The sequence below is a fragment of the Streptomyces sp. NPDC021562 genome (genome assembly GCF_040640875.1).
In the GTDB taxonomy this organism is placed as follows: domain Bacteria; phylum Actinomycetota; class Actinomycetes; order Streptomycetales; family Streptomycetaceae; genus Streptomyces.
Genome location: NZ_JBFACN010000001.1, coordinates 132,125 through 152,377, shown reverse-complemented (window position 1 = coordinate 152,377; position 20,253 = coordinate 132,125). Strand labels below are relative to the sequence as shown.

At 71.9% G+C, this 20,253-nt stretch carries 19 protein-coding genes and 1 tRNA gene; 9 read left to right on the top strand and 11 right to left on the bottom strand.

Annotation, left to right across the window (positions count from 1 at the left end):
• Nucleotides 1-22: 22 nt before the first annotated feature.
• The 4 genes from glpK to AB0G52_RS00695 all read left to right on the top strand — a co-directional run bounded on the left by glpK (nt 23) and on the right by AB0G52_RS00695 (nt 5,271).
• Nucleotides 23-1,564, top strand: coding sequence for a glycerol kinase GlpK (glpK, locus tag AB0G52_RS00710; protein ID WP_132889117.1), 1,542 nt, complete (start codon nt 23-25; stop codon nt 1,562-1,564).
• 44 nt (nt 1,565-1,608) lie between these two features.
• On the top strand, nt 1,609-3,225 hold the full coding sequence (locus tag AB0G52_RS00705) for a glycerol-3-phosphate dehydrogenase/oxidase (RefSeq protein ID WP_132889116.1): 1,617 nt from the start codon (nt 1,609-1,611) through the stop codon (nt 3,223-3,225).
• Nucleotides 3,226-3,395: 170 nt separating this feature from the next.
• Nucleotides 3,396-4,067 (top strand): FadR/GntR family transcriptional regulator, encoded by a 672-nt coding sequence (locus AB0G52_RS00700; protein WP_132889115.1) that lies wholly within the window; start codon nt 3,396-3,398, stop codon nt 4,065-4,067.
• Nucleotides 4,068-4,230: 163 nt separating this feature from the next.
• Nucleotides 4,231-5,271, top strand: coding sequence for a PAC2 family protein (locus AB0G52_RS00695; RefSeq protein WP_361332522.1), 1,041 nt, complete (start codon nt 4,231-4,233; stop codon nt 5,269-5,271).
• A gap of 74 nt (nt 5,272-5,345) precedes the next feature.
• Here AB0G52_RS00695 and mshC read toward each other — a convergent pair whose 3' ends face one another.
• The 4 genes from mshC to AB0G52_RS00675 all read right to left on the bottom strand — a co-directional run bounded on the left by mshC (nt 5,346) and on the right by AB0G52_RS00675 (nt 8,850).
• The gene (gene mshC / locus AB0G52_RS00690) at nt 5,346-6,575 is read right to left on the bottom strand and encodes a cysteine--1-D-myo-inosityl 2-amino-2-deoxy-alpha-D-glucopyranoside ligase (protein ID WP_132889113.1); all 1,230 of its coding nucleotides are present in this window, start codon (nt 6,573-6,575) and stop codon (nt 5,346-5,348) included.
• Between the two features lie 126 nt (nt 6,576-6,701).
• The gene (locus AB0G52_RS00685) at nt 6,702-7,517 is read right to left on the bottom strand and encodes an SCO1664 family protein (RefSeq protein WP_132889112.1); all 816 of its coding nucleotides are present in this window, start codon (nt 7,515-7,517) and stop codon (nt 6,702-6,704) included.
• Nucleotides 7,481-8,071, bottom strand: coding sequence for a DUF3090 domain-containing protein (locus tag AB0G52_RS00680; RefSeq protein WP_132889111.1), 591 nt, complete (start codon nt 8,069-8,071; stop codon nt 7,481-7,483). The genes AB0G52_RS00685 and AB0G52_RS00680 overlap by 37 nt, the downstream gene beginning before the upstream one ends.
• 92 nt (nt 8,072-8,163) lie before the next feature.
• Complete coding sequence (locus AB0G52_RS00675) at nt 8,164-8,850, bottom strand: histidine phosphatase family protein (protein ID WP_132889110.1); 687 nt, start codon at nt 8,848-8,850, stop codon at nt 8,164-8,166.
• 62 nt (nt 8,851-8,912) lie between these two features.
• On the opposite strand from AB0G52_RS00675, the gene corA reads away from it, so the two are divergent.
• Nucleotides 8,913-9,914, top strand: a complete 1,002-nt coding sequence (gene corA, locus AB0G52_RS00670) for a magnesium/cobalt transporter CorA (RefSeq protein WP_165939370.1) — start codon at nt 8,913-8,915, stop codon at nt 9,912-9,914.
• A 126-nt stretch (nt 9,915-10,040) separates the two neighbouring features.
• Here the strand turns inward: corA and AB0G52_RS00665 are convergent, their stop codons facing one another.
• Complete coding sequence (locus AB0G52_RS00665) at nt 10,041-11,096, bottom strand: LLM class F420-dependent oxidoreductase (RefSeq protein ID WP_361332516.1); 1,056 nt, start codon at nt 11,094-11,096, stop codon at nt 10,041-10,043.
• Between the two features lie 146 nt (nt 11,097-11,242).
• Between AB0G52_RS00665 and AB0G52_RS00660 the strand changes: the two genes are divergently transcribed.
• Both AB0G52_RS00660 and AB0G52_RS00655 read left to right on the top strand, forming a co-directional pair.
• Entirely contained in the window at nt 11,243-12,226 is a 984-nt protein-coding gene (locus AB0G52_RS00660) for an aldo/keto reductase (RefSeq protein ID WP_132889108.1), read from the top strand.
• Entirely contained in the window at nt 12,223-14,574 is a 2,352-nt protein-coding gene (locus AB0G52_RS00655; RefSeq protein WP_361332513.1) for a helix-hairpin-helix domain-containing protein, read from the top strand. Before AB0G52_RS00660 ends, AB0G52_RS00655 begins: the two co-directional genes overlap by 4 nt.
• Before the next feature lie 81 nt (nt 14,575-14,655).
• On the opposite strand, the gene AB0G52_RS00650 is transcribed toward AB0G52_RS00655, so the two are convergent.
• On the bottom strand, nt 14,656-15,351 hold the full coding sequence (locus AB0G52_RS00650; RefSeq protein ID WP_132889106.1) for a hypothetical protein: 696 nt from the start codon (nt 15,349-15,351) through the stop codon (nt 14,656-14,658).
• Between the two features lie 47 nt (nt 15,352-15,398).
• Between AB0G52_RS00650 and AB0G52_RS00645 the strand changes: the two genes are divergently transcribed.
• Nucleotides 15,399-15,587 carry a DUF5703 family protein gene (locus tag AB0G52_RS00645; RefSeq protein ID WP_046732800.1) on the top strand — a complete coding sequence of 63 codons (189 nt, stop codon included), beginning with the start codon at nt 15,399-15,401 and terminating at the stop codon, nt 15,585-15,587.
• An 85-nt stretch (nt 15,588-15,672) separates the two neighbouring features.
• Here AB0G52_RS00645 and AB0G52_RS00640 read toward each other — a convergent pair whose 3' ends face one another.
• From AB0G52_RS00640 to AB0G52_RS00630, 3 genes are all read right to left on the bottom strand, one after another.
• A complete protein-coding gene (locus tag AB0G52_RS00640) occupies nt 15,673-16,698 on the bottom strand; it encodes a chaplin (protein ID WP_361332510.1) in 1,026 nt (341 codons plus the stop codon).
• Nucleotides 16,699-16,830: 132 nt separating this feature from the next.
• Entirely contained in the window at nt 16,831-17,064 is a 234-nt protein-coding gene (chpH, locus tag AB0G52_RS00635; protein WP_046732802.1) for a chaplin ChpH, read from the bottom strand.
• Nucleotides 17,065-17,209: 145 nt separating this feature from the next.
• Nucleotides 17,210-18,535, bottom strand: a complete 1,326-nt coding sequence (locus AB0G52_RS00630) for a M20/M25/M40 family metallo-hydrolase (RefSeq protein ID WP_361332507.1) — start codon at nt 18,533-18,535, stop codon at nt 17,210-17,212.
• A gap of 198 nt (nt 18,536-18,733) precedes the next feature.
• Between AB0G52_RS00630 and AB0G52_RS00625 the strand changes: the two genes are divergently transcribed.
• A tRNA-Leu gene (locus AB0G52_RS00625) sits at nt 18,734-18,818 on the top strand.
• Nucleotides 18,819-18,937: 119 nt separating this feature from the next.
• Here the strand turns inward: AB0G52_RS00625 and AB0G52_RS00620 are convergent.
• Both AB0G52_RS00620 and AB0G52_RS00615 read right to left on the bottom strand, forming a co-directional pair.
• Nucleotides 18,938-19,165 (bottom strand): DUF397 domain-containing protein, encoded by a 228-nt coding sequence (locus tag AB0G52_RS00620; protein WP_132889103.1) that lies wholly within the window; start codon nt 19,163-19,165, stop codon nt 18,938-18,940.
• 3 nt (nt 19,166-19,168) lie between these two features.
• Nucleotides 19,169-20,035, bottom strand: coding sequence for a Scr1 family TA system antitoxin-like transcriptional regulator (locus tag AB0G52_RS00615; protein ID WP_132889102.1), 867 nt, complete (start codon nt 20,033-20,035; stop codon nt 19,169-19,171).
• Nucleotides 20,036-20,253: the final 218 nt, after the last annotated feature.

Genomic DNA, 20,253 nt, shown 5'->3' with positions numbered 1-20,253 from the left:
ACGGATCTTCGAGGAGCACACAGTGACCGACGCCCACACCGCAGGCCCCTTCATCGCCGCGATCGACCAGGGCACGACCTCCAGCCGCTGCATCGTCTTCGACAAGGACGGCCGTATCGTCTCGGTCGACCAGAAGGAGCACGAGCAGATCTTCCCCAAGCCGGGCTGGGTCGAACACAACGCCAACGAAATCTGGACCAACGTCCAGGAAGTCGTCGCCGGGGCCATCCAGAAGGCCGGCATCACCCGCGACGACATCAAGGCCATCGGCATCACCAACCAGCGCGAGACCACCGTGCTGTGGGACAAGAACACCGGTGAGCCCGTCCACAACGCCATCGTCTGGCAGGACACCCGCACCGACGCCCTCTGCCGCGAGCTGGGCCGCAACGTCGGCCAGGACCGCTTCCGCCGCGAGACCGGCCTCCCGCTGGCGTCCTACTTCGCCGGCCCGAAGGCCCGCTGGCTGCTCGACCACGTCGACGGCCTCAAGGAGCGCGCCGAGGCGGGCGACATCCTCTTCGGCACCATGGACACCTGGGTCATCTGGAACCTGACCGGTGGTGTCAACGGCGGCAAGCACGTCACCGACGTGACCAACGCCTCCCGCACCCTTCTCATGAACCTGCACACCACGCAGTGGGACGAGAAGATCGCCGAATCCATCGGCGTGCCGCTGCAGATCCTCCCCGAGATCCGCTCCTCCGCCGAGGTCTACGGCGAGGTGACCGGCGGCAAGCTCGGCGACCTGCTCGGCGGCATCCCGGTCGCCTCCGCGCTCGGCGACCAGCAGGCGGCCCTGTTCGGCCAGACCTGCTTCTCCGAGGGCGAGACCAAGTCCACCTACGGCACCGGCACCTTCATGGTGATGAACACCGGTGACAAGATCATCAACTCCTACGCGGGCCTGCTGACCACGGTCGGCTACAAGATCGGCGACCAGCCGACCGTGTACGCGCTGGAGGGCTCGATCGCCGTCACCGGCTCGCTGGTGCAGTGGATGCGCGACCAGATGGGCCTGATCTCCACCGCGGCCGAGATCGAGACGCTGGCGCTCTCGGTCGAGGACAACGGCGGCGCCTACTTCGTGCCGGCCTTCTCCGGTCTGTTCGCCCCGCACTGGCGTTCCGACGCCCGCGGTGTGATCGCCGGCCTGACCCGGTACGTCACCAAGGCGCACCTGGCCCGTGCGGTCCTGGAGGCCACCGCCTGGCAGACCCGCGAGATCGCGGACGCCATGACCAAGGACTCCGGCGACGAGCTGGTGACCCTGAAGGTCGACGGTGGCATGACCGCCAACAACCTGCTGATGCAGCAGCTCGCCGACGTCCTGGACGCGCCCGTGGTGCGCCCGATGGTCGCGGAGACCACCTGCCTCGGCGCCGCCTACGCCGCCGGCCTCGCCGTCGGCTTCTGGTCCAGCACCGACGAACTGCGCGCCAACTGGCGCCGGGCCGCCGAATGGACCCCCCGCATGGACGCGGCGACCCGCGACCGTGAGTACAAGAACTGGCTCAAGGCCGTCGACCGGACCATGGGCTGGATCGACGACGACGAGAGCTGAGCCGACGAGAGCCCACCAGCTCTGACGAGGAGTAAGAACCCGACATGACCAGTCAGTCCACCCTGCAGTCCGTGCCTGCCCTGGGGACGCACCCGGCCTCCGGCTCGCTTCCGAGCCGGGCCGAGACCAGGGAGCAGCTCTCCAAGGCGTCGTACGACCTTCTTGTGATCGGCGGCGGCATCCTGGGCATCTCCACCGCCTGGCACGCCGCGCAGTCCGGGCTCAGGGTGGCACTGGTCGACGCCGGCGACTTCGCCGGCGCCACCTCCTCCGCCTCCTCCAAGCTCCTCCACGGCGGTCTGCGCTACCTGCAGACCGGCGCGGTGAAGCTGGTCGCGGAGAACCACTTCGAGCGCCGTGCGGTCTCCCGCCAGGTGGCCCCCCACCTGGCGAACCCGCTCACGTTCTACCTCCCCGTGTACAAGGGCGGTCCGCACGGCGCGGCGAAGCTCGGAGCGGGCGTGTTCGCCTACTCCGCGCTCTCCGCCTTCGGTGACGGCGTCGGTCACCTGCTCTCCCCCGCCCGGGCCCAGCAGGACGTGCCGGAGCTGCGCACCGAGAACCTGAAGGCCGTGGCCGTGTACGGCGACGACCAGATGAACGACGCCCGCATGGCGCTGATGACGGTCCGCGCGGCCGTCGAGGCGGGCGCGGTCGTCCTCAACCACGCCCAGGTCACCGGCCTGCGCTTCACCAAGGGCCGGGTCACGGGCGCCGACCTCAAGGACGCCGTCTCCGGCGAGGAGTTCGGCGTCAACGCCCGCCTGGTGCTGAACGCGACCGGCCCCTGGGTCGACCACCTGCGCCGGATGGAGGACCCGAACGCGGCCCCGTCCATCCGTCTGTCCAAGGGCGCGCACCTGGTGCTGAAGCGGACCTCCCCCTGGAAGGCCGCGCTCGCCACCCCCATCGACAAGTACCGGATCACCTTCGCCCTCCCCTGGGAGGACATGCTGCTGCTCGGCACCACCGACGAGGAGTACGAGGGCGACCCGGCGGACGTCGCCGTCACCGAGAAGGACATAGCCCAGATCCTGGACGAGGCCGCGTTCTCGGTCCGGGACCAGCAGCTGCGGCGTGACCTGATCACCTACTCCTTCGCCGGCCTGCGGGTGCTGCCCGGCGGCCCCGGCAGCACCGCGAAGGCGAAGCGCGAGACCGTGGTCACCGAGGGCAGGGGCGGCATGCTGTCCGTCGCGGGCGGCAAGTGGACCACCTTCCGGCACATCGGCCGCACCGTGATGCAGAAGCTGGAGGCGCTGCCGGGCCACCCGCTCGGCGACGACTTCGAGCCGATCTCCTCGCTGCCGAAGAAGCTGCCGCTGCCCGGAGTCGCCAACCCCCGTGCCGTCGCCCACCGGCTCCTGGTGGACCACCCGGCGCCCGGTCCCCGGATGGCCGCCGACACGGCCAAGCACCTGGCCACCCACTACGGTTCGCTGGCCTTCGACATCGCCCGCATCGCCAACGAGCACCCGGAGCTGGCCGAGCGCGTCCACCCGGACGCGCCGGAGATCTGGGCGCAGGTCGTCTGGGCCCGCGACCACGAGTGGGCCGAGACCGCCGACGACGTGCTGCGCCGCCGCACCACCCTGACGATCCGCGGCCTGGCCACGGACGACGTCAGGGCCAAGGTCCAGGACCTGCTCGACAAGAAGTAGCCGGTCCTCAGACGTAGCCGGTCCTGCGCTGGGCGGCTCCCCTCCCCGGGAGCCGCCCTTTCGCGTCCCCTTCCGTAGGACCGGACCCCGACCGGCCCGGGCGTGCGCCCCTGGCCGGGCCGCATAATGTGGCCAGAGACATCGGATGTCTCAACTACAGGGAGGCCGGTATGGCAGTCACCGACGAGGCGATCGAGAAGATCAAGGACATGATCGTCTCGGGTGCGCTGCGCCCCGGTGACCGGTTGCCCAAGGAGAGCGAACTCGCCGCCGAGCTCGGCCTGTCCCGCAACTCGCTCCGGGAGGCGGTGCGCGCCCTGTCGCTGATCCGGATCCTCGACGTGCGGCAGGGCGACGGCACCTACGTCACCAGCCTCGACCCGCAGCTGCTCCTGGAGGCGATGAGCTTCGTCGTCGACTTCCACCGCGACGACACGGTCCTGGAGTTCCTCGCGGTGCGCCGGATCCTGGAGCCGGCCGCGACCGCGATGGCCGCCTCCCGGATCAGTGAGCAGCAACTGGACGCGCTGGCATCCCAGTTGGACGCGCTCGGCGGCGCGCCCTCGGTGGAGGAGCTGGTCGCCAGCGATCTGGAGTTCCACCGGGGCATCGTGCAGAGCTCGGGAAACTCGGTGCTCTGCTCGCTTCTTGACGGCCTGTCCGGGCCGACCACCAGGGCCCGGATCTGGCGCGGGCTGACCCAGGAGGACGCGGTGGCGCGCACCCTGCACGAGCATCGCGCGATCCTGGCCGCGCTGCGCGACCGGGACGCGGAGGCGGCCCGTTCCTGGGCGACCGTGCACATCGCGAGCGTGGAGCAGTGGCTGCGCAGCAGCCTGTGAAGCGCTTGCTGCGCGGGGCCGGTTGCTCGCCGAAACGAAGTGTTCGAGGCGGGCGAACGGGGCAGTGATCCGTTCACTCCCCCGTGCAAGGGGGCTGCGGGCGCCCCCGCTCGACGCCGTAAGGTTGGGGCGTACGCGAGGGCACGTCGGAAGGAGGCACTGGGTGATCGAGCTGGAGGGGGTTCCCGAGCTGATCGACCCAGTCATGGTGGCCGCGTTCGAAGGCTGGAACGATGCCGGTGACGCCGCCTCCACCGCGGTCGCGCACCTGGAGCGGGAGTGGAAGGGCGAGGTGTTCGCGGCGCTCGACGCCGAGGACTACTACGACTTCCAGGTGAACCGCCCCACGGTGTGGATGGACGCCGGCGTGCGCAAGATCACCTGGCCGACGACGCGGTTGTCGGTGGTCCGGGTCGGCGGGGACAAGCCGCGGGACCTGGTGCTGGTCAGAGGCATCGAGCCGTCCATGCGCTGGCGGTCGTTCTGCAACGAGCTGCTCGGCTTCGCCCACGAGCTGGGCGTGGAGCTGGTGGTCGTGCTGGGCGCGCTGCTCGGCGACACCCCGCACACGCGTCCGGTGCCGGTCAGCGGGGTCACGTCCGACTCCGACCTGGCTCAGCGGATGGACCTGGAGGAGACCAAGTACGAGGGTCCGACGGGCATCGTCGGGGTTCTCCAGGAGGCGTGCACGCACGCGGGCGTCCCGGCGGTCTCGCTGTGGGCGGCGGTGCCGCACTACGTCTCGCAGCCGCCCAACCCGAAGGCCACGCTGGCCCTCCTGAACCGTCTGGAGGACCTGCTCGACCTGCGGATCCCGCTGGGTGAGCTGGCCGAGGACGCGCGCGCCTGGCAGGTGGGCGTGGACCAGCTGGCCGCGGAGGACAGCGAGGTCGCCGAGTACGTGCAGACGCTGGAGGAGGCCCGGGACACCGCGGAGCTGCCGGAGGCGTCCGGTGAGGCGATCGCCCGGGAGTTCGAGCGCTATCTGAGGCGCCGGGACGTGAGCCCGCCCGGCGGCCACGCCACGGCGGACGGCACCGACAGCGGGTCGTACCTGCGGGACAGTCCGGCGGGTCCGGGCGGCAAGGGGCGCCCGCCCCGGGCGCCGAAGCCCGATGCGCCCGGGAACACCGGGGACGGCAGGGACGCCGGGCCGGACGGCAGGGACGCCGGGCCGGACGGCGAGGATTCTTCCGAGGACTGAGTGCGCCCACGCGGCGGAGCCGCATGGTGCGACAGCCCCGCTCCCTTCAGGGCGCGGGGCTGTCGGCGTCTGCCTTACAGGGCCACGCCCAGCAGGGCGTCCACCGCTCGGGACACGACGCCCGGTGCGCCCGGGTCCGTGCCGCCCTGCTCCTGCTGGAGTGCCGCCCAGCGGTCCACCGCCGCCAGTGCGGCGGGCGCGTCCAGGTCGTTGCTGAGGGCCTCGCGGATCTCCTCCACCAGGGCCTCGGCGGGCGGGCCGTCGGGGCGGGAGACCGCCGCGCGCCAGCGGGCGAGGCGCTCCTCGGCGTCCCGCAGCACCTGGTCGGTCCACTCCCAGTCGGTGCGGTAGTGGTGGGAGTGCAGCGCCAGCCGGATCGCGGCCGGGTCGACGCCGTCCTGGCGGAGCCGGGAGACGAAGACCAGGTTGCCCTTGGACTTGGACATCTTCTCGCCGTCGAGCCCGACCATGCCGGCGTGCACGTAGGCCTTGGCCATCGGGAACTCGCCGGTGAGCACCTGGGCGTGCGAGGCGCCCATCTCGTGGTGCGGGAAGGCCAGGTCGGAGCCGCCGCCCTGGACGTCGAAGGTCATCCCGAGGTGGTCGAGGGCGATGGCCACGCACTCGATGTGCCAGCCCGGCCGGCCACGGCCGAGGGAGCCGCCGTCCCAGCTGGGTTCGCCCTCGCGGGCGGCCATCCACAGCATCGGGTCGAGGGGGTTCTTCTTGCCGGGGCGGTCCGGGTCGCCGCCGCGCTCGGCGGACAGCAGCCGCATCGCGGCCGCGTCGAGGCCGGAGACCTTGCCGAAGTGGGGGTCGGAGCCGACCGAGAAGTAGATGTCGCCTTCGAGTTCGTAGGCGGCGCCGAGGTCGCGCAGTCGCTCGACGAGCGGCACGATGCCGGGTATCGCCTCGACCGCGCCTATGTAGTGCTGCGGCGGCAGCATCCTGAGGGCGGTCATGTCCTCGCGGAAGAGGGTCGTCTCCTGCTCGGCGAGGGCGACCCAGTCGACACCGTCGCGCTGCGCGCGTTCGAGCAGCGGGTCGTCGACGTCCGTCACGTTCTGGACGTAGTGCACCTGCCGCTTGGTGTCCAGCCACACGCGCTGGACCAGGTCGAACGCGTTGTAGGTCGCCGCGTGCCCCATGTGGGTCGCGTCGTACGGCGTGATGCCGCAGACGTAGATACGGGCGACAGGACCGGGGTCGAGGGTGACGGGTCCGCCGGTCGCGGTGTCGTGGATCCTCAGGTCGCGGCCCTGACCAGGCAGGGCGGGGACCTCGGAAGCGGGCCAGGCATGCATGTACATGAGCGTAACCGGACCCGAGTTCGGTATACGAACCGGACCGGGCCGGATGACGAAGAAGGCACTCTTGATCTTGCGGTCTGGGTGTGCTGTCCGGGCGTGGGGCGCGCGGGCGTGGCGTTCCTAGACGGGCGGCCAGGGAATGGCGGGCCACTCGCCGCTGGGCTCCGGGTGCGTCCCGGCGTTGAGCAGCGCGTCGACACGCGCGCGTGTGGCGTCGAGTTCGGCGGCGGTGATCAGCTCGGCCAGCCGGGCCCCCAGGGCCCCGTCGAGGGCCTCCCGGAGCGCCGTGAGGGCCTCGACGGCCTCCCCGGTGAGAGGCTCGCCCGCCCAGCCCCACAGCAGGGTGCGCAGCTTGTTGTCGACGTTGAAGGTGACGCCGTGGTCGATTCCGTAGAGCCGGCCGTCGGCGGTGGGCAGCAGGTGGCCGCCCTTGCGGTCGGCGTTGTTGATCACGGCGTCGAGGACGGCGAGCCGGCGCAGCCTGGCGTCGTCGGCGTGCACCAGCAGCGCGGTCTTCCCGTCGCCGACCTCGGCGAGCCCGATGGCCTTCCAGCCGGGCTCCGGCTCCTCGGCGTCCACCAGGGCCAGCAGTTCGGCGCCTTCCGGGTCGACGTCGATCCACAGCTGGCACATGCCCTCGCCGTACGGCCCGTCGCGCAGCACGGTCGGCGGGACCAGGTCCCAGCCCAGGGCCTCGGAGACCTCGTAGGCGGCCACCTCGCGCTGGGCCAGGGTGCCGTCGGGGAAGTCCCACAGGGGGCGTTCCCCGGCGACCGGCTTGTAGACGCAGGACGTCTCCGCACCGTCGTGCGCGACCGTGCAGAACAGCGCCGCGTTGGAGGCGTCGCGGATCCGGCCGCGTACCTTCAGCTCACCGTGGGCGAGCAGGCCGGCGGCGGTCACGCTCCGCGGCGGTATCCGTTCTGGCGCGGACATACGTGTCCTTCCGGGTCGAGCGGGAGGCTGCACAGCGGGCACGGCGGCCGCCCGGCGTTGACGACGTCCAGGGCGCGCTTGGCGAAGGCCCTGGCCTGCGCGCCGCTCAGCCGGACCCGCAGCATGGGGGGCCCGTTCTCCTCGTCCTGGAGGAGCCGCTCCTCGGCCTCGGCCAGGTCCTCCTCGGATTCGGCGTCCAGCTCCACCAGGGCCTGGGCCTCGACGATCATGCGCTCTTCCTCGCCGTCCCAGGCGAGCGCCATGGTGCCGACGCGGAACTCCTCCTCGATGGGGGTGTCCAGCGGGGCGGTGTCGGTGATCTCGTTGGGTGCGACGGCGGGGACGGCCGCGCTGCCGCCGCTGCGGCGTACGACCTCGTCGAGGAGTTCTTCCATGCGCTCGGCGAGCGCGGCGACCTGGGTCTTCTCCAGGGCCACGCTGGTCGTCCGGGTGCCGGCCGTGGCCTGGAGGAAGAACGTACGGCGTCCGGGCAGTCCGACCGTGCCCGCGATGAAGCGGTCCGGCGGATCGTAGAGGAACACCTGACGGGACACGTCCTGTCTCCATGGGAATCGGGGGTGCGTGGGAACGGACGGCGGCTACTGGACCGCCTGCGTGGATCGCTTCACCCTACTGCGGTCGGCGATCACGGCGCGCCGGCACCGCCCCCGACCGGTGCGTCTTCGCCGGGAGGTTCCTCGCGGGGGGCGAGGGAGGCGAAATCGCCGGTGTCCCCGAGGCGAACGAGAAACGGCCTGAGGCGGGTGTAACGGATCGCCGTGATGGAACACGGTTCGACGGAGATCCTCTGGAAGAGGTCGAGATGGAGACCGAGTGCGTCCGCGACGAGGGATTTGATGATGTCACCGTGCGAGCACATGAGATAGACGGCGTCGGAGCCGTGGTCGCGCTCCACGCGCGCGTTCCACTCGCGCACCGCCTCGGCCGCGCGGGTCGCCATGGCCCGCATCGACTCGCCGCCGGGGAACGCGGCCGCCGACGGGTGCGCCTGGACGACGTCCATGAGCGGCTCGTCCTTGAGTTCGGTCAGTTTGCGTCCGGACCAGTCGCCGTAGTGGGCCTCCCCGATCCGCTCGTCCGTGTGGACGGCGAGGTCGGGCCGGGCGTCGAGGAGCGGCCGTACCGTCTCCTGGCAGCGCTGCAGCGGGCTGGTGACGACCTCGGAGATCGGCAGGCCGGCCAGCCGGCCGGGCAGTGCGGCGGCCTGGGCGGCGCCGCGCTCGTCGAGGGCGACACCGGGCGTCCAGCCGGCGAGCAGCCCGGAGGTGTTGGCGGTGGACCGTCCGTGCCTTACGAGGATCAGCGTGGGCATGCGGCCCAGGGTAGGCGCAAGCCGGCGTGTGCAGGCGGGCGGGCGGCGGGAGAATACGCTCCGTGATCGTCGACTGCGCCATCTACCGGGGCGGGGAGCGGATGGAGACCCCGCAGGACTTCTCGGACGCCCTCGCGGAGGCACGCGCGCGTGGCGACAGCTTTCTGTGGATCGGCCTGTACGAGCCCACCGAGCGCGAGTTCGCCCTGGTCACCGACGAGTTCGGGCTGCATCCGCTGGCGGTGGAGGACGCCCTGACCGCGCACCAGCGGCCCAAACTGGAGGTGTACGACGACTCGCTGTTCGTCGTCCTGAAGCCGGTGACGTACGAGACGAAGACCGACACGGTGACCTCCGGCGAGCTGATGATCTTCGTCGGGGACTCCTTCGTGGTGACCGTGCGCCACGGGACGCCGTCGCCGCTCGGGGACATCCGGCGGCATCTGGAGGAGCAGCACGAGCTGCTCAAGCACGGTCCCACGGGGGTGCTGTACTCGATCTCCGACGCGGTCGTCGACCACTACCTGGAGGTCGCGACCGAGTTGCAGAACGACCTGGAGGAGGTGGAGGCCGAGGTGTTCTCGCCGGGCGGCGGCGGTTCCCGGCACACCGCGTCCCGGATCTACTCCTTCAAGCGGCAGATCCTGGAGTTCCGCCGCGCGACCGTGCCGCTGGCCGTGCCGATGACGAAGCTGGCGGGGACGGGTGCACACGGCGGCGCCTCGGTGCCGTTCGTGCACGAGGAGGCGCGGCCGTTCTTCCGGGACGTTAACGACCATCTGCTGCGGGTGAACGAGGGGGTGGAGGCCCTCGACCGGCTGGTGTCCGACGTCCTCAGCGCCCACCTCGCGCAGATGAGCGTGCGGCAGAACGACGACATGCGGAAGATCTCCGCGTGGGCGGCCATGGCGGCGGTGCCCACGATGATCGCCGGTGTCTACGGCATGAACTTCGACCACATGCCCGAGCTGCACTGGTTCTGGTCGTATCCCGCGGTGATCATGGTCATGGCGGTGCTGGAGACGGTGCTGTACCGGCTGTTCAAGCGGCGGGGATGGATGTGAGCGACGACCGGGGTCACTCCAGGGGCGTAACCGCGCGGGCGGCGGCGCGTTGTTCTCCGTGACGGCCGTGGCGGGGAAGACCCCCCGAGCCCCCACCACGGCCGCTGAACTCTCCCGCCGCGTCGCTCACGCGAGCCCGGCACGCTCCAGGGCCTCGGCACCGGCGCGGAGCGAGGCGAGCCGCTCGTCCAGGGTGAAGCCGGCGGGGGCGAGGGACAGGGTGGTCACCCCGGCGGCCGCGTAGGCCTTCATCCGGTCGGCGATCCGCGCCACGGACCCGAGCAGCGTGGTCCGGTCGATCAGGTCGTGCGGTACGGCGGCCGCCGCGCCGTTCTTGTCCCCGGACAGGTACTTGTCCTGGATCTCGGCGGCCTCCTGCTCGTAACCCATGCGCCGGGCGAGCTGGTTGTAGAAGTTCTGCTTGCGGCTGCCCATGCCGCCGACGTACAGCGCGGTGTACGGCCGGAAGGTGTCGGCGAGTGCCCGCACGTCGTTGTCGTCGCCGACGGCGAGGGGCAGCGTCGGGCAGACGTCGAACCCGTCGAGGGTCTTCCCGGCCTTCTCGCGGCCCGCGCGCAGGTACTTCACGGCCGTCTCCTCCAGGTGCTCGGCCGAGGGGAAGATCAGCAGGGCGCCGTCGGCGATCTCGCCGGTCTGCTCCAGGTTCTTCGGCCCGATGGCGGCGATGTAGACCGGGATGTGCTCGCGCTCGGGGTGCACGGTCAGTTTGATCGGCTTGCCGGGGCCGCCGGGCAGCGGCAGGGTCCAGTGCTCGCCCTCGTACGACAGCCGCTCGCGGGTCATCGCCCTGCGCACGATCTCCACGTACTCGCGGGTGCGGGAGAGCGGCTTGTCGAACTTGACGCCGTACCAGCCCTCGGAGACCTGCGGTCCCGAGACGCCGAGGCCGAGCCGGAAACGGCCGCCGGAGAGGGAGTCGAGGGTGGCGGCCGTCATCGCGGTCATGGCGGGCTGCCGGGCCGGGATCTGGAAGATGGCCGAGCCGACGTCGATGCGCTCGGTCTTGGCCGCGACCCAGCTGAGCACGGTGGCGGCGTCGGAGCCGTAGGCCTCGGCGGCCCAGCAGACGGCGTACCCGAGGCGCTCGGCCTCCTGCGCCACGGCCAGATTGTCCCCGTCCATCCCGGCACCCCAGTAGCCGAGGTTGATCCCGAGCTGCATGGCCGATCCCCTTACCGATCAGTAACGTCGCTGTCGCGAGAGACCTTAGCGTGCGGCGCCCCGCGGCCGGCCACCCCTCCACCGCTGGGAAATCGGTTATCCACAGGCAACCCAACGCACCAGCTCTGGCCAGTAATCTCGCGGACATGGAGCAGAGGCATCTCGGCCGTACCGGCCTGCGTGTGTCCAGAATCGGACTCGGCACCCTCACCTGGGGCCGGGACGTCGACGAGCACGACGCCGCGGACATGCTGAAGGCGTTCTGGGAGGCCGGCGGCACCCTCGTCGACACCGCGGACGTGTACGGCGACGGAGAGGCCGAGTACCTGCTCGGGCAGCTCATGGAAGGGCTGGTGCCCCGCCGGGACCTGGTCATCTCGACGAAGGCGGGCAGCGTCCCGGACCCGGACCGCCGCTTCGACGGCTCGCGCGGCCATCTGCTCGCCGCGCTGGACGCCTCCCTGGCCCGCCTCGGCACCGACCACGTCGACGTCTGGCACGTGCACGCCTACGATCCGGACACCCCCTTGGAGGAGACGCTCCAGGCCCTCGACCTGGCCGTCAGCAGCGGCCGGGCCCGCTACGCCGGGGTCTCCAACTTCTGCGGCTGGCAGCTGGCGAAGGCGGCCACCTGGCAGCTCGCGGCGCCCGGTACCCGCACCCGGCTGGCCAGCACCCAGCTGGAGTACTCGCTGCTCCAGCGGGGCGTGGAGCGCGAGGTGCTGCCGGCGGCGCTGGACCTGGGCATCGGCCTGCTGCCGTCCTCGCCGCTCGGCCGGGGCGTGCTGACCGCGAAGTACCGCGACGCCACTCCCCCGGACTCGCGGGGTGCCTCCGAGCATCTGGCGCCGTTCGTCGCGCCGTACCTCGACGACACCGCGACGCGGATCGTGGACGCGGTGCAGACCGCGGCCGACGGCCTGGCGGTGACACCGCTCCAGGTGGCGCTGGCCTGGGTGCGGGACCGGCCGGGCGTGGCCGCGCCGATCGTCGGCGCACGCAACGCGCAGCAGCTCACGGCGGCACTGTCAGTGGAGGCACTTACGCTTCCTGACGAGATCTGCCGGGCGCTCGACGACGTGTCGGCGCCCGTGCACCGCTATCCCGATCACGACTGGAGCACGCTGTGAGCACGGAGCCGGGGCTGGGCGCCACGCCCGAGGCCGACGACGAGGGGACGACGGCCGGGGGGACGACGGGGGACGCCGCGGGAGGCGGTGGCGTGCCGACGGGAGACGGTGCGGGGCGCGGTGCCGGTTCGGGGGCGGAAGGGGCGGGACGCGGCGACGGTTCGCCGACCGGAGGGCCGGCCGGGGGCGGTGCGGCCGGTGGCGTGGACGACGACGGCGACTCGGCGGCGCAGGGCGCGGCCGGTGCAGTGGCGGAAGCCGCGGTCGGGGGCGGTGGTGACGGTTCGGAGGTGGACGGGTCGGCCGCCGCGGCCGGTGCGGTGGCCGAGGGGGGTGGGGGGCAGGTTTCCGAGGCCGCGGCGGAGCTGGCCGCCCAGCGGGTCGAGCGGGAGCGGATCGCGCGGCGGAAGGCCGAGAAGAGGGGTCCGATCGAGAGCGGGAGCGGCCTCAGCGGTACGGCGGCCGATCTGCTCGCGGCGATCCGGGCGGTGGAGAGCGGGGAGAAGCGGGCGGCAACGGTCTTCGCCGCTCCGGAACCCGCCGCGCGCCCGGCACCCGTGGCCGAAGCGGCCCGCCGGCCGGCGCCGGCTCCCGCCGCCCCGCCCGCGAGGACCGCCGGACCGGCCGGACCCACCGCGGACACGATCGCGGCGGTACGACGGGTCCTGGCCGACGGCGGTGCGCCGGAGTCGCTGGCGCCCGCGGTCGCGGCCGCCCTCGGCGAGGGCGCGGACGCGCTGCTGCGCGACGACCCCTGGCAGCTGCTCCGGGTCGGCGGTGTACGCCCGGACCAGGCCGACGGCTTCGCGCGGGCGCTGCTCGGCGCGGAGTGCGGCCCGGACGACGAGCGGCGCGGCCGGGCGTTGACCGGGTGGCTCCTCGAACAGGCGGCCGTCGCCGGACACACCGCGCTGGAGATGCCGACGCTGACGGCGGCGCTGACCCAGCGGGCGGTGCCCGATCCGGAGGCCGCCGTGCAGAGCACGCTCGCCGAGGGCGAGGCCCTGGTCTTCCAGGACGCCCTCGAACCGGGCGCCCCGGAACCCGAGGACGACGAGGAGGAGCGGCCGGTCCGGGTCCTGGTCGGCCTGGAGCGGTACGCGCTGGCCGAGGAGAGCCTCGCCGACGGACTGGCCCGGCTGGTCAACTCCCCCGGCAAGGACGCCCCGCAGCACTGGGAGGCGGCCGCGGCGGCGGCCTCCGGAGGCGCGGCCGAGCTGGCGAGGGCGGTCGCCGGACACGGACTCGTGCTGCACACCGGCGGCGAGGCCGCCCGGTCCGAACCGGCGGCACTGCTGGCCGCCGCCCGCGCGGCGGGACTGCGTGCCTTCGCCGCCGCCCACACCCCCGACGGCCGCCGGCGAGTGGCGGCGGCGCTGGGGGACGGAGCGGACGCGGTCGGCACGGTCGCCGGTCTGCTCTCCGGCGCCCACGGCCCCGGCCGGGACGCGGAGGGCGCCCTGGACCTCGACCTGCTGATCGTCCTGGACGCGCCCCAGCTGGACGTGGAGAGCGCGGCGATGATCGTGGAGGCGCTGCCCGACGGAGCCCGGCTGGTGCTCAGCGGGGATCCGGCGGTGCTGTGGTCGGCGGGCCCTGGGCGGGTCTTCGCCGACCTGCTCGCGGCCCGCGTCTGCCCGGTGGTCGCCTCCCGCACGCCCGACCCCGGACCGCTCGGCGAGCTGGTCTCCGGGATCGGCGTGGGCGAACTCCTCCAGGTCGAGGCGCCCGGCAAGGAGGTCGTGATCGTGCCGGTGCGGGACGCGGGCGAGGCGGTGCACCGGACGGTGCAGTTGGTCGCCGACTCCGTGCCGCGCGCCATCGGCGTCCCCGCCGGGCAGACGGTGGTGATCACCCCGGGCCACGGTGGCGCGGCGGGCACCCGTGCCCTGAACGCCGCCCTGAAGGAACGGCTCAACCCGGGCCCCGGCCGGTTCGGCGGCTTCGACCCCGGCGACCGGGTCGCCTACTCCCCCGCTCCGGGCCGTACGGAGCCGGGGCAGGTGGTGAGGGCCGACGCCGAAGGGCTGCATCTGTCGTGCGGCGACACCGAGGTCGTCGTGGCGAAGGAGCGGGTGGAGCAGTCGGTGCGGCACGGCTGGGCGCTGACCGCCCACCAGGCGGCGGGCGGCCGGTGGCCGGCGGCGGTCGTGGTGCTGCCCGGTGACGCGGCCGGGTCCCTCAGCCGCCCCTGGGTGTACACGGCGTTCAGTCGGGCGGAGCGGCATCTTTCGGTGGTGCACGGCGTGGAACAGGCCCTGCCGAAGGCGGTGGCCGAGATCCTGCCGAAGCCCAGGACGACCCGTCTGCCGCTGCTGCTCAGGACTCAGGTGCCGGCAGTCGGCTGAGACACGGTCCGCACAGCGACGCCGACCGGTGGTGCCCGACCGGCCCGGGGAGGCCGGAGGGGCACCACCGGTCGGGCCGGGTCAGCGTTCGGCGTCCAGTGGCTCCAGGTCCTCGTCGAGGTCGAGGTCGTCCTCCAGTTCCCCGGCCTCGGCGTCCTCCGGGTCCTCGTCGTCGAACACCGCGCTGACGTCGAAGCGGCACACCACCAGCTGCGGATCGACGCCCTCGAACGGCGCGTCCAGCCACTCGCCGGGCTCGGCCGGGTCCTCCGCCGCGGTCACCCACAGCGTGGAGTCGCCCTCCTCCAGGCCGAACTCCTTGTGCCGGGAGGCGATCTCGTCCGGTTCGAACTCGCCGAACAGGACCCCGAGCGCCCCGTGGACGGTGCCGGCGGCCTCCTCGCCGACGGCGGGACCCTCGTCGTACTCCACGGCCCGGACCCGCTGGGCCTGTGCCAGCAGCCGCTGTGGTTCCGCCACGGCGTAGTCGCGGCGGATCAGCACACTGATCGCGTTCGGTTCGCCGGGACCCGCGTACGGTGGCAGCGAGTCCTCGGTGCCGGGGATCTCGAAGGGTGTGACCTCGTCGTAGCGGTCGTACAGGAGCTCGTCGTAGACCTCGGCGGCCGCGGCCAGCTGGTTGAACGCCTCGTAGACAGCCGGGTCGTCCTCCCCCGACCTGCGTTCGACCGCGGCCAGATGGCGGTCGAGCGCGGTCTTGACCGCCTCGGCGGCGGCGCGTACCTCGGCAGCGGTGGGCTGCGCAGCATCAGACATAGTGCAGACGCTATCCGTACCGGGCCCCAGCCCGCACAATAGATGCGATGCCGGAATACGAATTTGTCGACGTGTACGTACCTCGCGGGGTGTCCCGCAAGGAGGCCACACGTCTGCTGACGGACCATGCCGAGTACGGACACTGGGAGTTGGACCGACTGAGCCTCATGCGCGACGGCAGCCGCAGGGTGCGGTTGCGCCGGCGGATCATCCGCCAGGTGCGTGCCACATGGTGAGACTGGCCGACTGACGGAAGGGGCCCCGCGTCGGCGGGGCCGCCCTCCGTGTCACGCACCGCGAGGGTGCGTCACCGTGCGTGTGCTACGCCCTGGCGCGCGCCTTGCGGTAGAGCACCGTGCCCGCGAGCAGCGCGCCGGCGCCCGCCGGAAGCGCGAGGCCCACCGGGAGGTCACTGCCCGTGTGCGCGAGCTGCGCGGCGCCGTTGCCCGGCTGGATCACCGAGCTGCTGCCCACCGGGCTGACGACGGAGGAGCCGTGACCACCGGCCGGGACGGCCCCGCCGCCGGGGTGACCGGGAGCGCCCGGGTGACCGGGGGCTCCGGGAGTGCCCGGCTGGCCCGGAGTACCGGGGGTTCCGGGAGTGCCCGGGTGCCCAGGAGTACCGGGGGTTCCAGGAGTGCCGGGCGTACCCGGCTGGCCCGGGGTACCCGGGTTGCCAGAGTGGCCACCGCCACCATGACCTCCATGGCCCCCATGACCACCGTGACCTCCATGCCCACCAGAGCCGCCCTGGCCTCCGTGACCTCCATGGCCCCCATGACCACCGTGGCCGCCATGACCTCCATGCCCACCGTGGCCCCCGTGGCCCCCGTGCCCACCTGAGCCGTCGTCGTCGCCGTAACCCCCGCCGTTGTCGCAGGCGTTGCCCAGCGCCGTGTTGCCGATGCCGATCACGTTGACGCTGTTGCCGCACACGTTGACCGGTACGTCGATCGGTGCCTGGACCGTGTTGCCCGACCCGACCCCGGGCGAGCCGCCGGTGTGGCCGCCGGCGTGCGAACCGCCGTGGCCGCCATGGCCGCCACCGTGCCCACCGCCGTAACCGCCCGAGTCGCCGTAGCCCCCGGTCGCGCCGCCCCCGCCGCCGTGGTTGGCGCACTTGTTGCCCATCGCCGGGTTGAGGACGCCGACGACGTTGACCGTGTTGCCGCAGACGTTCACCGGCACGTGCACCGGCGCCTGCACCGTGTTGCCGGACAGCACGCCCGGTGAGTCGCCGGCGGAGCCGACGGCCCCCGAGTCGGCGTGGGCGTAACCGCTCGCCGCGGCGATCACGCCGGTCGCCGCGGCCACTGTCATAAGGCCCTTGCGGGTACCCTGTCGCATTTCTGAATTCCCCCCTGCCTTGGATCCTGACCGTGCATTCCTCGCGGAAACAACCGCGGAAAACCGGTCGGCCCCGGAGCGCGTGGCGCGCGCTCCGGGGCCGACGGAAAGACGCCCCTCAGAGAGTCGGCGTCACTTGTTGATGCAGGTGTTGCCGAAGGCGGGGTTCAGCAGCCCGATCACGGAGATCGTGTTGCCGCAGACGTTCACCGGGACGTGCACGGGAACCTGGATCACGTTGCCGGAGATGACACCCGGGGAACCCACGGCGGCACCCTGAGCACCCGAGTCGGCGACGGCCAGGCCCGCACCCGCGAGAACCAGACCACCAGTGGCAGCCGCAGCAGCGACGACCTTCTTGAGCATTATTCCTCCTTGTTGGCAATGCGGTCCCAAGTAGCGGATCGCATGATGTGTAACGAGGAGGAAGTAATGGAGCTACGAGCTTATCGTCGCATTCACTCTTCTCAGTCGGACTCGCACAGTCGCCCGATTGGCCCGAGCCATTGCCTCACGAGGCGTCGATGAAGCGGTCGAGCACGCGCACGCCGAACTGGAGCCCGTCCACGGGCACCCGCTCGTCCACGCCGTGGAACATGCCGGCGAAGTCCAGCTCCGGCGGCAGCTTCAGCGGGGCGAAGCCGAAGCCGCGGATGCCGAGGGCGTCGAAGGACTTCGCGTCGGTGCCGCCGGAGAGCATGTAGGGGACCGCCTTGGCCGTGGGGTCCTCGGCGAGCAGCGAGGACTGCATGGCCTCCACCAGGGCCCCGTCGAAGGACGTCTCCAGCGCCTTGTCGGAGTGCACGTCCGTGCGGACCACGTGCGGGCCGAGGAGCCGGTCGAGGTCGGCGAGGAACTCCTCCTCGTGGCCGGGCAGGAACCGTCCGTCCACGTGCGCGGTGGCCTCGCCCGGGATGACGTTGACCTTGTAGCCGGCGTTGAGCTGGGTGGGGTTGGCGGTGTTGCTGAGCGTCGCGCCGATGAGCTTGGCGATGCCGCCCAGCCGGGCCAGCGTCGACTCCATGTCCTCCGGGTCCAGCTCGGTGCCGAGCGCGTCGCCCAGTTCGTCGAGGAAGGCCCGGGTGGTCTTGGTGACCCGCACCGGGAACCTGTGCCGGCCGACGCGGGCGACGGCCTCGGACAGCTCGGTGATCGCGTTGTCGCGGTGGATCATCGAGCCGTGTCCGGCGGTCCCCGCCACCTTGAGCTTCATCCAGTGCATGCCCTTCTCGGCCGTCTGGATCAGGTAGAGCCGCCGCTGGTCGTTCACCGTGAAGGAGAAGCCGCCCACCTCGCTGATCGCCTCGGTGACGCCCTCGAAGAGGTCCGGGTGGCGGTCGACCAGGAACCGGGCGCCGTAGGTGCCGCCGGCCTCCTCGTCGGCGAGGAAGGCCAGCACGATGTCGCGGGGCGGCTTGCGGCCGCTCCTGAGCCGGTCGCGGACGACCGCCAGGGTCATGGCGTCCATGTCCTTCATGTCGACGGCGCCCCGGCCCCACACGCAGCCGTCCGCGACCTCACCGGAGAAGGGGTGGTGGGTCCAGTCGTCGGCGTTGGCCGGTACGACGTCGAGGTGTCCGTGGATCAGCAGCGCGGGGCGGGACGGGTCCGCTCCCTCGATGCGGGCCACCGTGGAGGCGCGGCCCGGGTGCGACTCGAAGATCCTCGGCTCCAGCCCGACCTCGGCCAGCTTCTCCGCGACCCACTCGGCGGCCTTGCGCTCGCCCGGACCGGAGTGGTCGCCGTAGTTGCTGGTGTCGAACCGGATCAGCTCGCGGCAGAGGTCCACGACCTCGTCCTCGCCGGTGACGCCCCTGGCCGTGTCCGTCTCGCTCACGCTGATTCCTCCTGCTGTCACTGCCGGCCGGTCCCTGCCATCCTCTCTCCCTTCCGGCTCCGCCCCAAGGCCGGTCCCGGCCCGTCACACGCCGTTCACGCCCGGCCGCGCCCGGAACGGGGTGTGATCGGCCACCCCGGAAAGCCTGGTAGTGTTTCCTTCGTCGCCGCGGGGGAAACCCCGCACGACAGACACCTTGTCCGGGTGGCGGAATGGCAGACGCGCTAGCTTGAGGTGCTAGTGCCCTTTATCGGGCGTGGGGGTTCAAGTCCCCCCTCGGACACTGCGAGAAAACCAAGGAACCCCTGCTGAGCAGGGGTTCCTTGGTTTTCCGGGGTGCGTGCGGGTGACCACCTCCCGGTGGCTCCGGCCGCACCCGCTCGTGAGGTCCAGGGGGTCTGCTCAGCCGCGGCGGCCTATTCGGCCGTCGCCGAGGGCCAGCGTCGTGGTGAACGCGGAGAGTGCCGGTCGGCCGAGCAGCAGCGCGGGCCCGTACGGCCGCTTGCTGTCGCGGACGGCGACCGTCGCCTCGTCGACGATCCCGCATTCCACGCAGTCGGACTGTGATGCGGACGCCGAGGACTTCCACCAGGTCACCGGCAGAGTCGACGCGTCGTCAGCGTGCTTCATTCCTTATTCGTTCTTCCTTATCTGGGTGATCAGTTCCACCGACGCCTCGACGGACTCGGCGGCAGACGTGAGGCGTTGCCACGCGGCCCGGTGCGTGGAGACCCGATCACGTTCCTCGATGTACAGGGCGGAGGTCAGCCCTTCCTGGTGGACGACGTCCAGGTCCGTGTGCGGACCGAAGCCCAGGATGCTGAAGGTGCCGGTCAGCCCGGCGTGGAGGGGAGCGTCCGAGCGCAACACCTGGATGTTGATGTTCGGACGCCGCCCCATCGTAAGCAGGCGCCCCAACTGCTCGTACATCAGGGCGGGATCCTCGGTGGTGGAACGCAGGGCCTGTTCGGAGATGATCGCCCAGAGCGCCAGCGGGTCGCTGTCGCGGGTGAGGACGGCCTGGCGTGCGAGCCGTACCTCGACCAGCGCGTCGACCCGTGCCTCGACCGCCTCGGACATGGCGGTCGCCCGGATGATCTCGCGGGCGTACTCCGCGGTCTGGAGCAGTCCGGGGATCATGCCCAGCTGCCAGGTGGAGACCGTCTCCGCCTCGGCCTCCAGGCTGATCAGGTCCTCGTACACCGGGGTGAGGACACCCCGGTAGGAGTGCCACCAGCCGCGTCTGCCACCCTCCTTGGTGAGCGTGATCAGGGCCGCGCGCAGCTCGTCGCTGACGTCACGGCCGAGTTCGGCGTACAGGTCGAGCAGCGCCTGGATGTCAGCCGCCTTGGGAGCGGTCTTGCCGGTCTCCATCCGGGACAGCTTCGAGGAGACGAACGCGCCGTCGGAGTGCTCCGCGACCTCGTCGAGGGTGAGTTCGCCGCGCAGGTCGCGCAACTTCGCACCGAGCCGACGCCGGCGCACCGTGGGCGTGCTCACGGGTTCCCCCTTCTCTGCGGTGAACTGCCCGACAGTCTGCCGTGCCGCCCCAACCGTCGCCACCGGCTGACGACTTGTGCCGCAACTCTCTCGACCCGGTGCGCAATTTTTCACATCACGCGGTACGTATTGCGATCGACTGTGCCGGGAAGGCACCATGAATCCGGGAAATACGAAAGTGACCGCACTCGCATGGCGAACCACCGTGCCTGCGTTGG

What these genes read in the sequence shown, in the direction of transcription:
- AB0G52_RS00665 (WP_361332516.1), bottom strand. Translation starts at nt 11,096, where the DNA reads ATGCAGCTCGGGATCAACCTCGGCTACTGGGGTGCCGGGATGGACGGG.
- AB0G52_RS00645 (WP_046732800.1), top strand. Translation starts at nt 15,399, where the DNA reads ATGCCGGAATACGAATTTGTCGACGTGTACGTACCTCGCGGGGTGTCC.
- AB0G52_RS00675 (WP_132889110.1), bottom strand. Translation starts at nt 8,850, where the DNA reads ATGCCCACGCTGATCCTCGTAAGGCACGGACGGTCCACCGCCAACACC.
- AB0G52_RS00700 (WP_132889115.1), top strand. Translation starts at nt 3,396, where the DNA reads ATGGCAGTCACCGACGAGGCGATCGAGAAGATCAAGGACATGATCGTC.
- AB0G52_RS00705 (WP_132889116.1), top strand. Translation starts at nt 1,609, where the DNA reads ATGACCAGTCAGTCCACCCTGCAGTCCGTGCCTGCCCTGGGGACGCAC.
- AB0G52_RS00650 (WP_132889106.1), bottom strand. Translation starts at nt 15,351, where the DNA reads ATGTCTGATGCTGCGCAGCCCACCGCTGCCGAGGTACGCGCCGCCGCC.
- AB0G52_RS00685 (WP_132889112.1), bottom strand. Translation starts at nt 7,517, where the DNA reads ATGTCCGCGCCAGAACGGATACCGCCGCGGAGCGTGACCGCCGCCGGC.
- AB0G52_RS00660 (WP_132889108.1), top strand. Translation starts at nt 11,243, where the DNA reads ATGGAGCAGAGGCATCTCGGCCGTACCGGCCTGCGTGTGTCCAGAATC.
- mshC (WP_132889113.1), bottom strand. Translation starts at nt 6,575, where the DNA reads ATGCATGCCTGGCCCGCTTCCGAGGTCCCCGCCCTGCCTGGTCAGGGC.
- AB0G52_RS00620 (WP_132889103.1), bottom strand. Translation starts at nt 19,165, where the DNA reads ATGAAGCACGCTGACGACGCGTCGACTCTGCCGGTGACCTGGTGGAAG.
- chpH (WP_046732802.1), bottom strand. Translation starts at nt 17,064, where the DNA reads ATGCTCAAGAAGGTCGTCGCTGCTGCGGCTGCCACTGGTGGTCTGGTT.
- AB0G52_RS00640 (WP_361332510.1), bottom strand. Translation starts at nt 16,698, where the DNA reads ATGCGACAGGGTACCCGCAAGGGCCTTATGACAGTGGCCGCGGCGACC.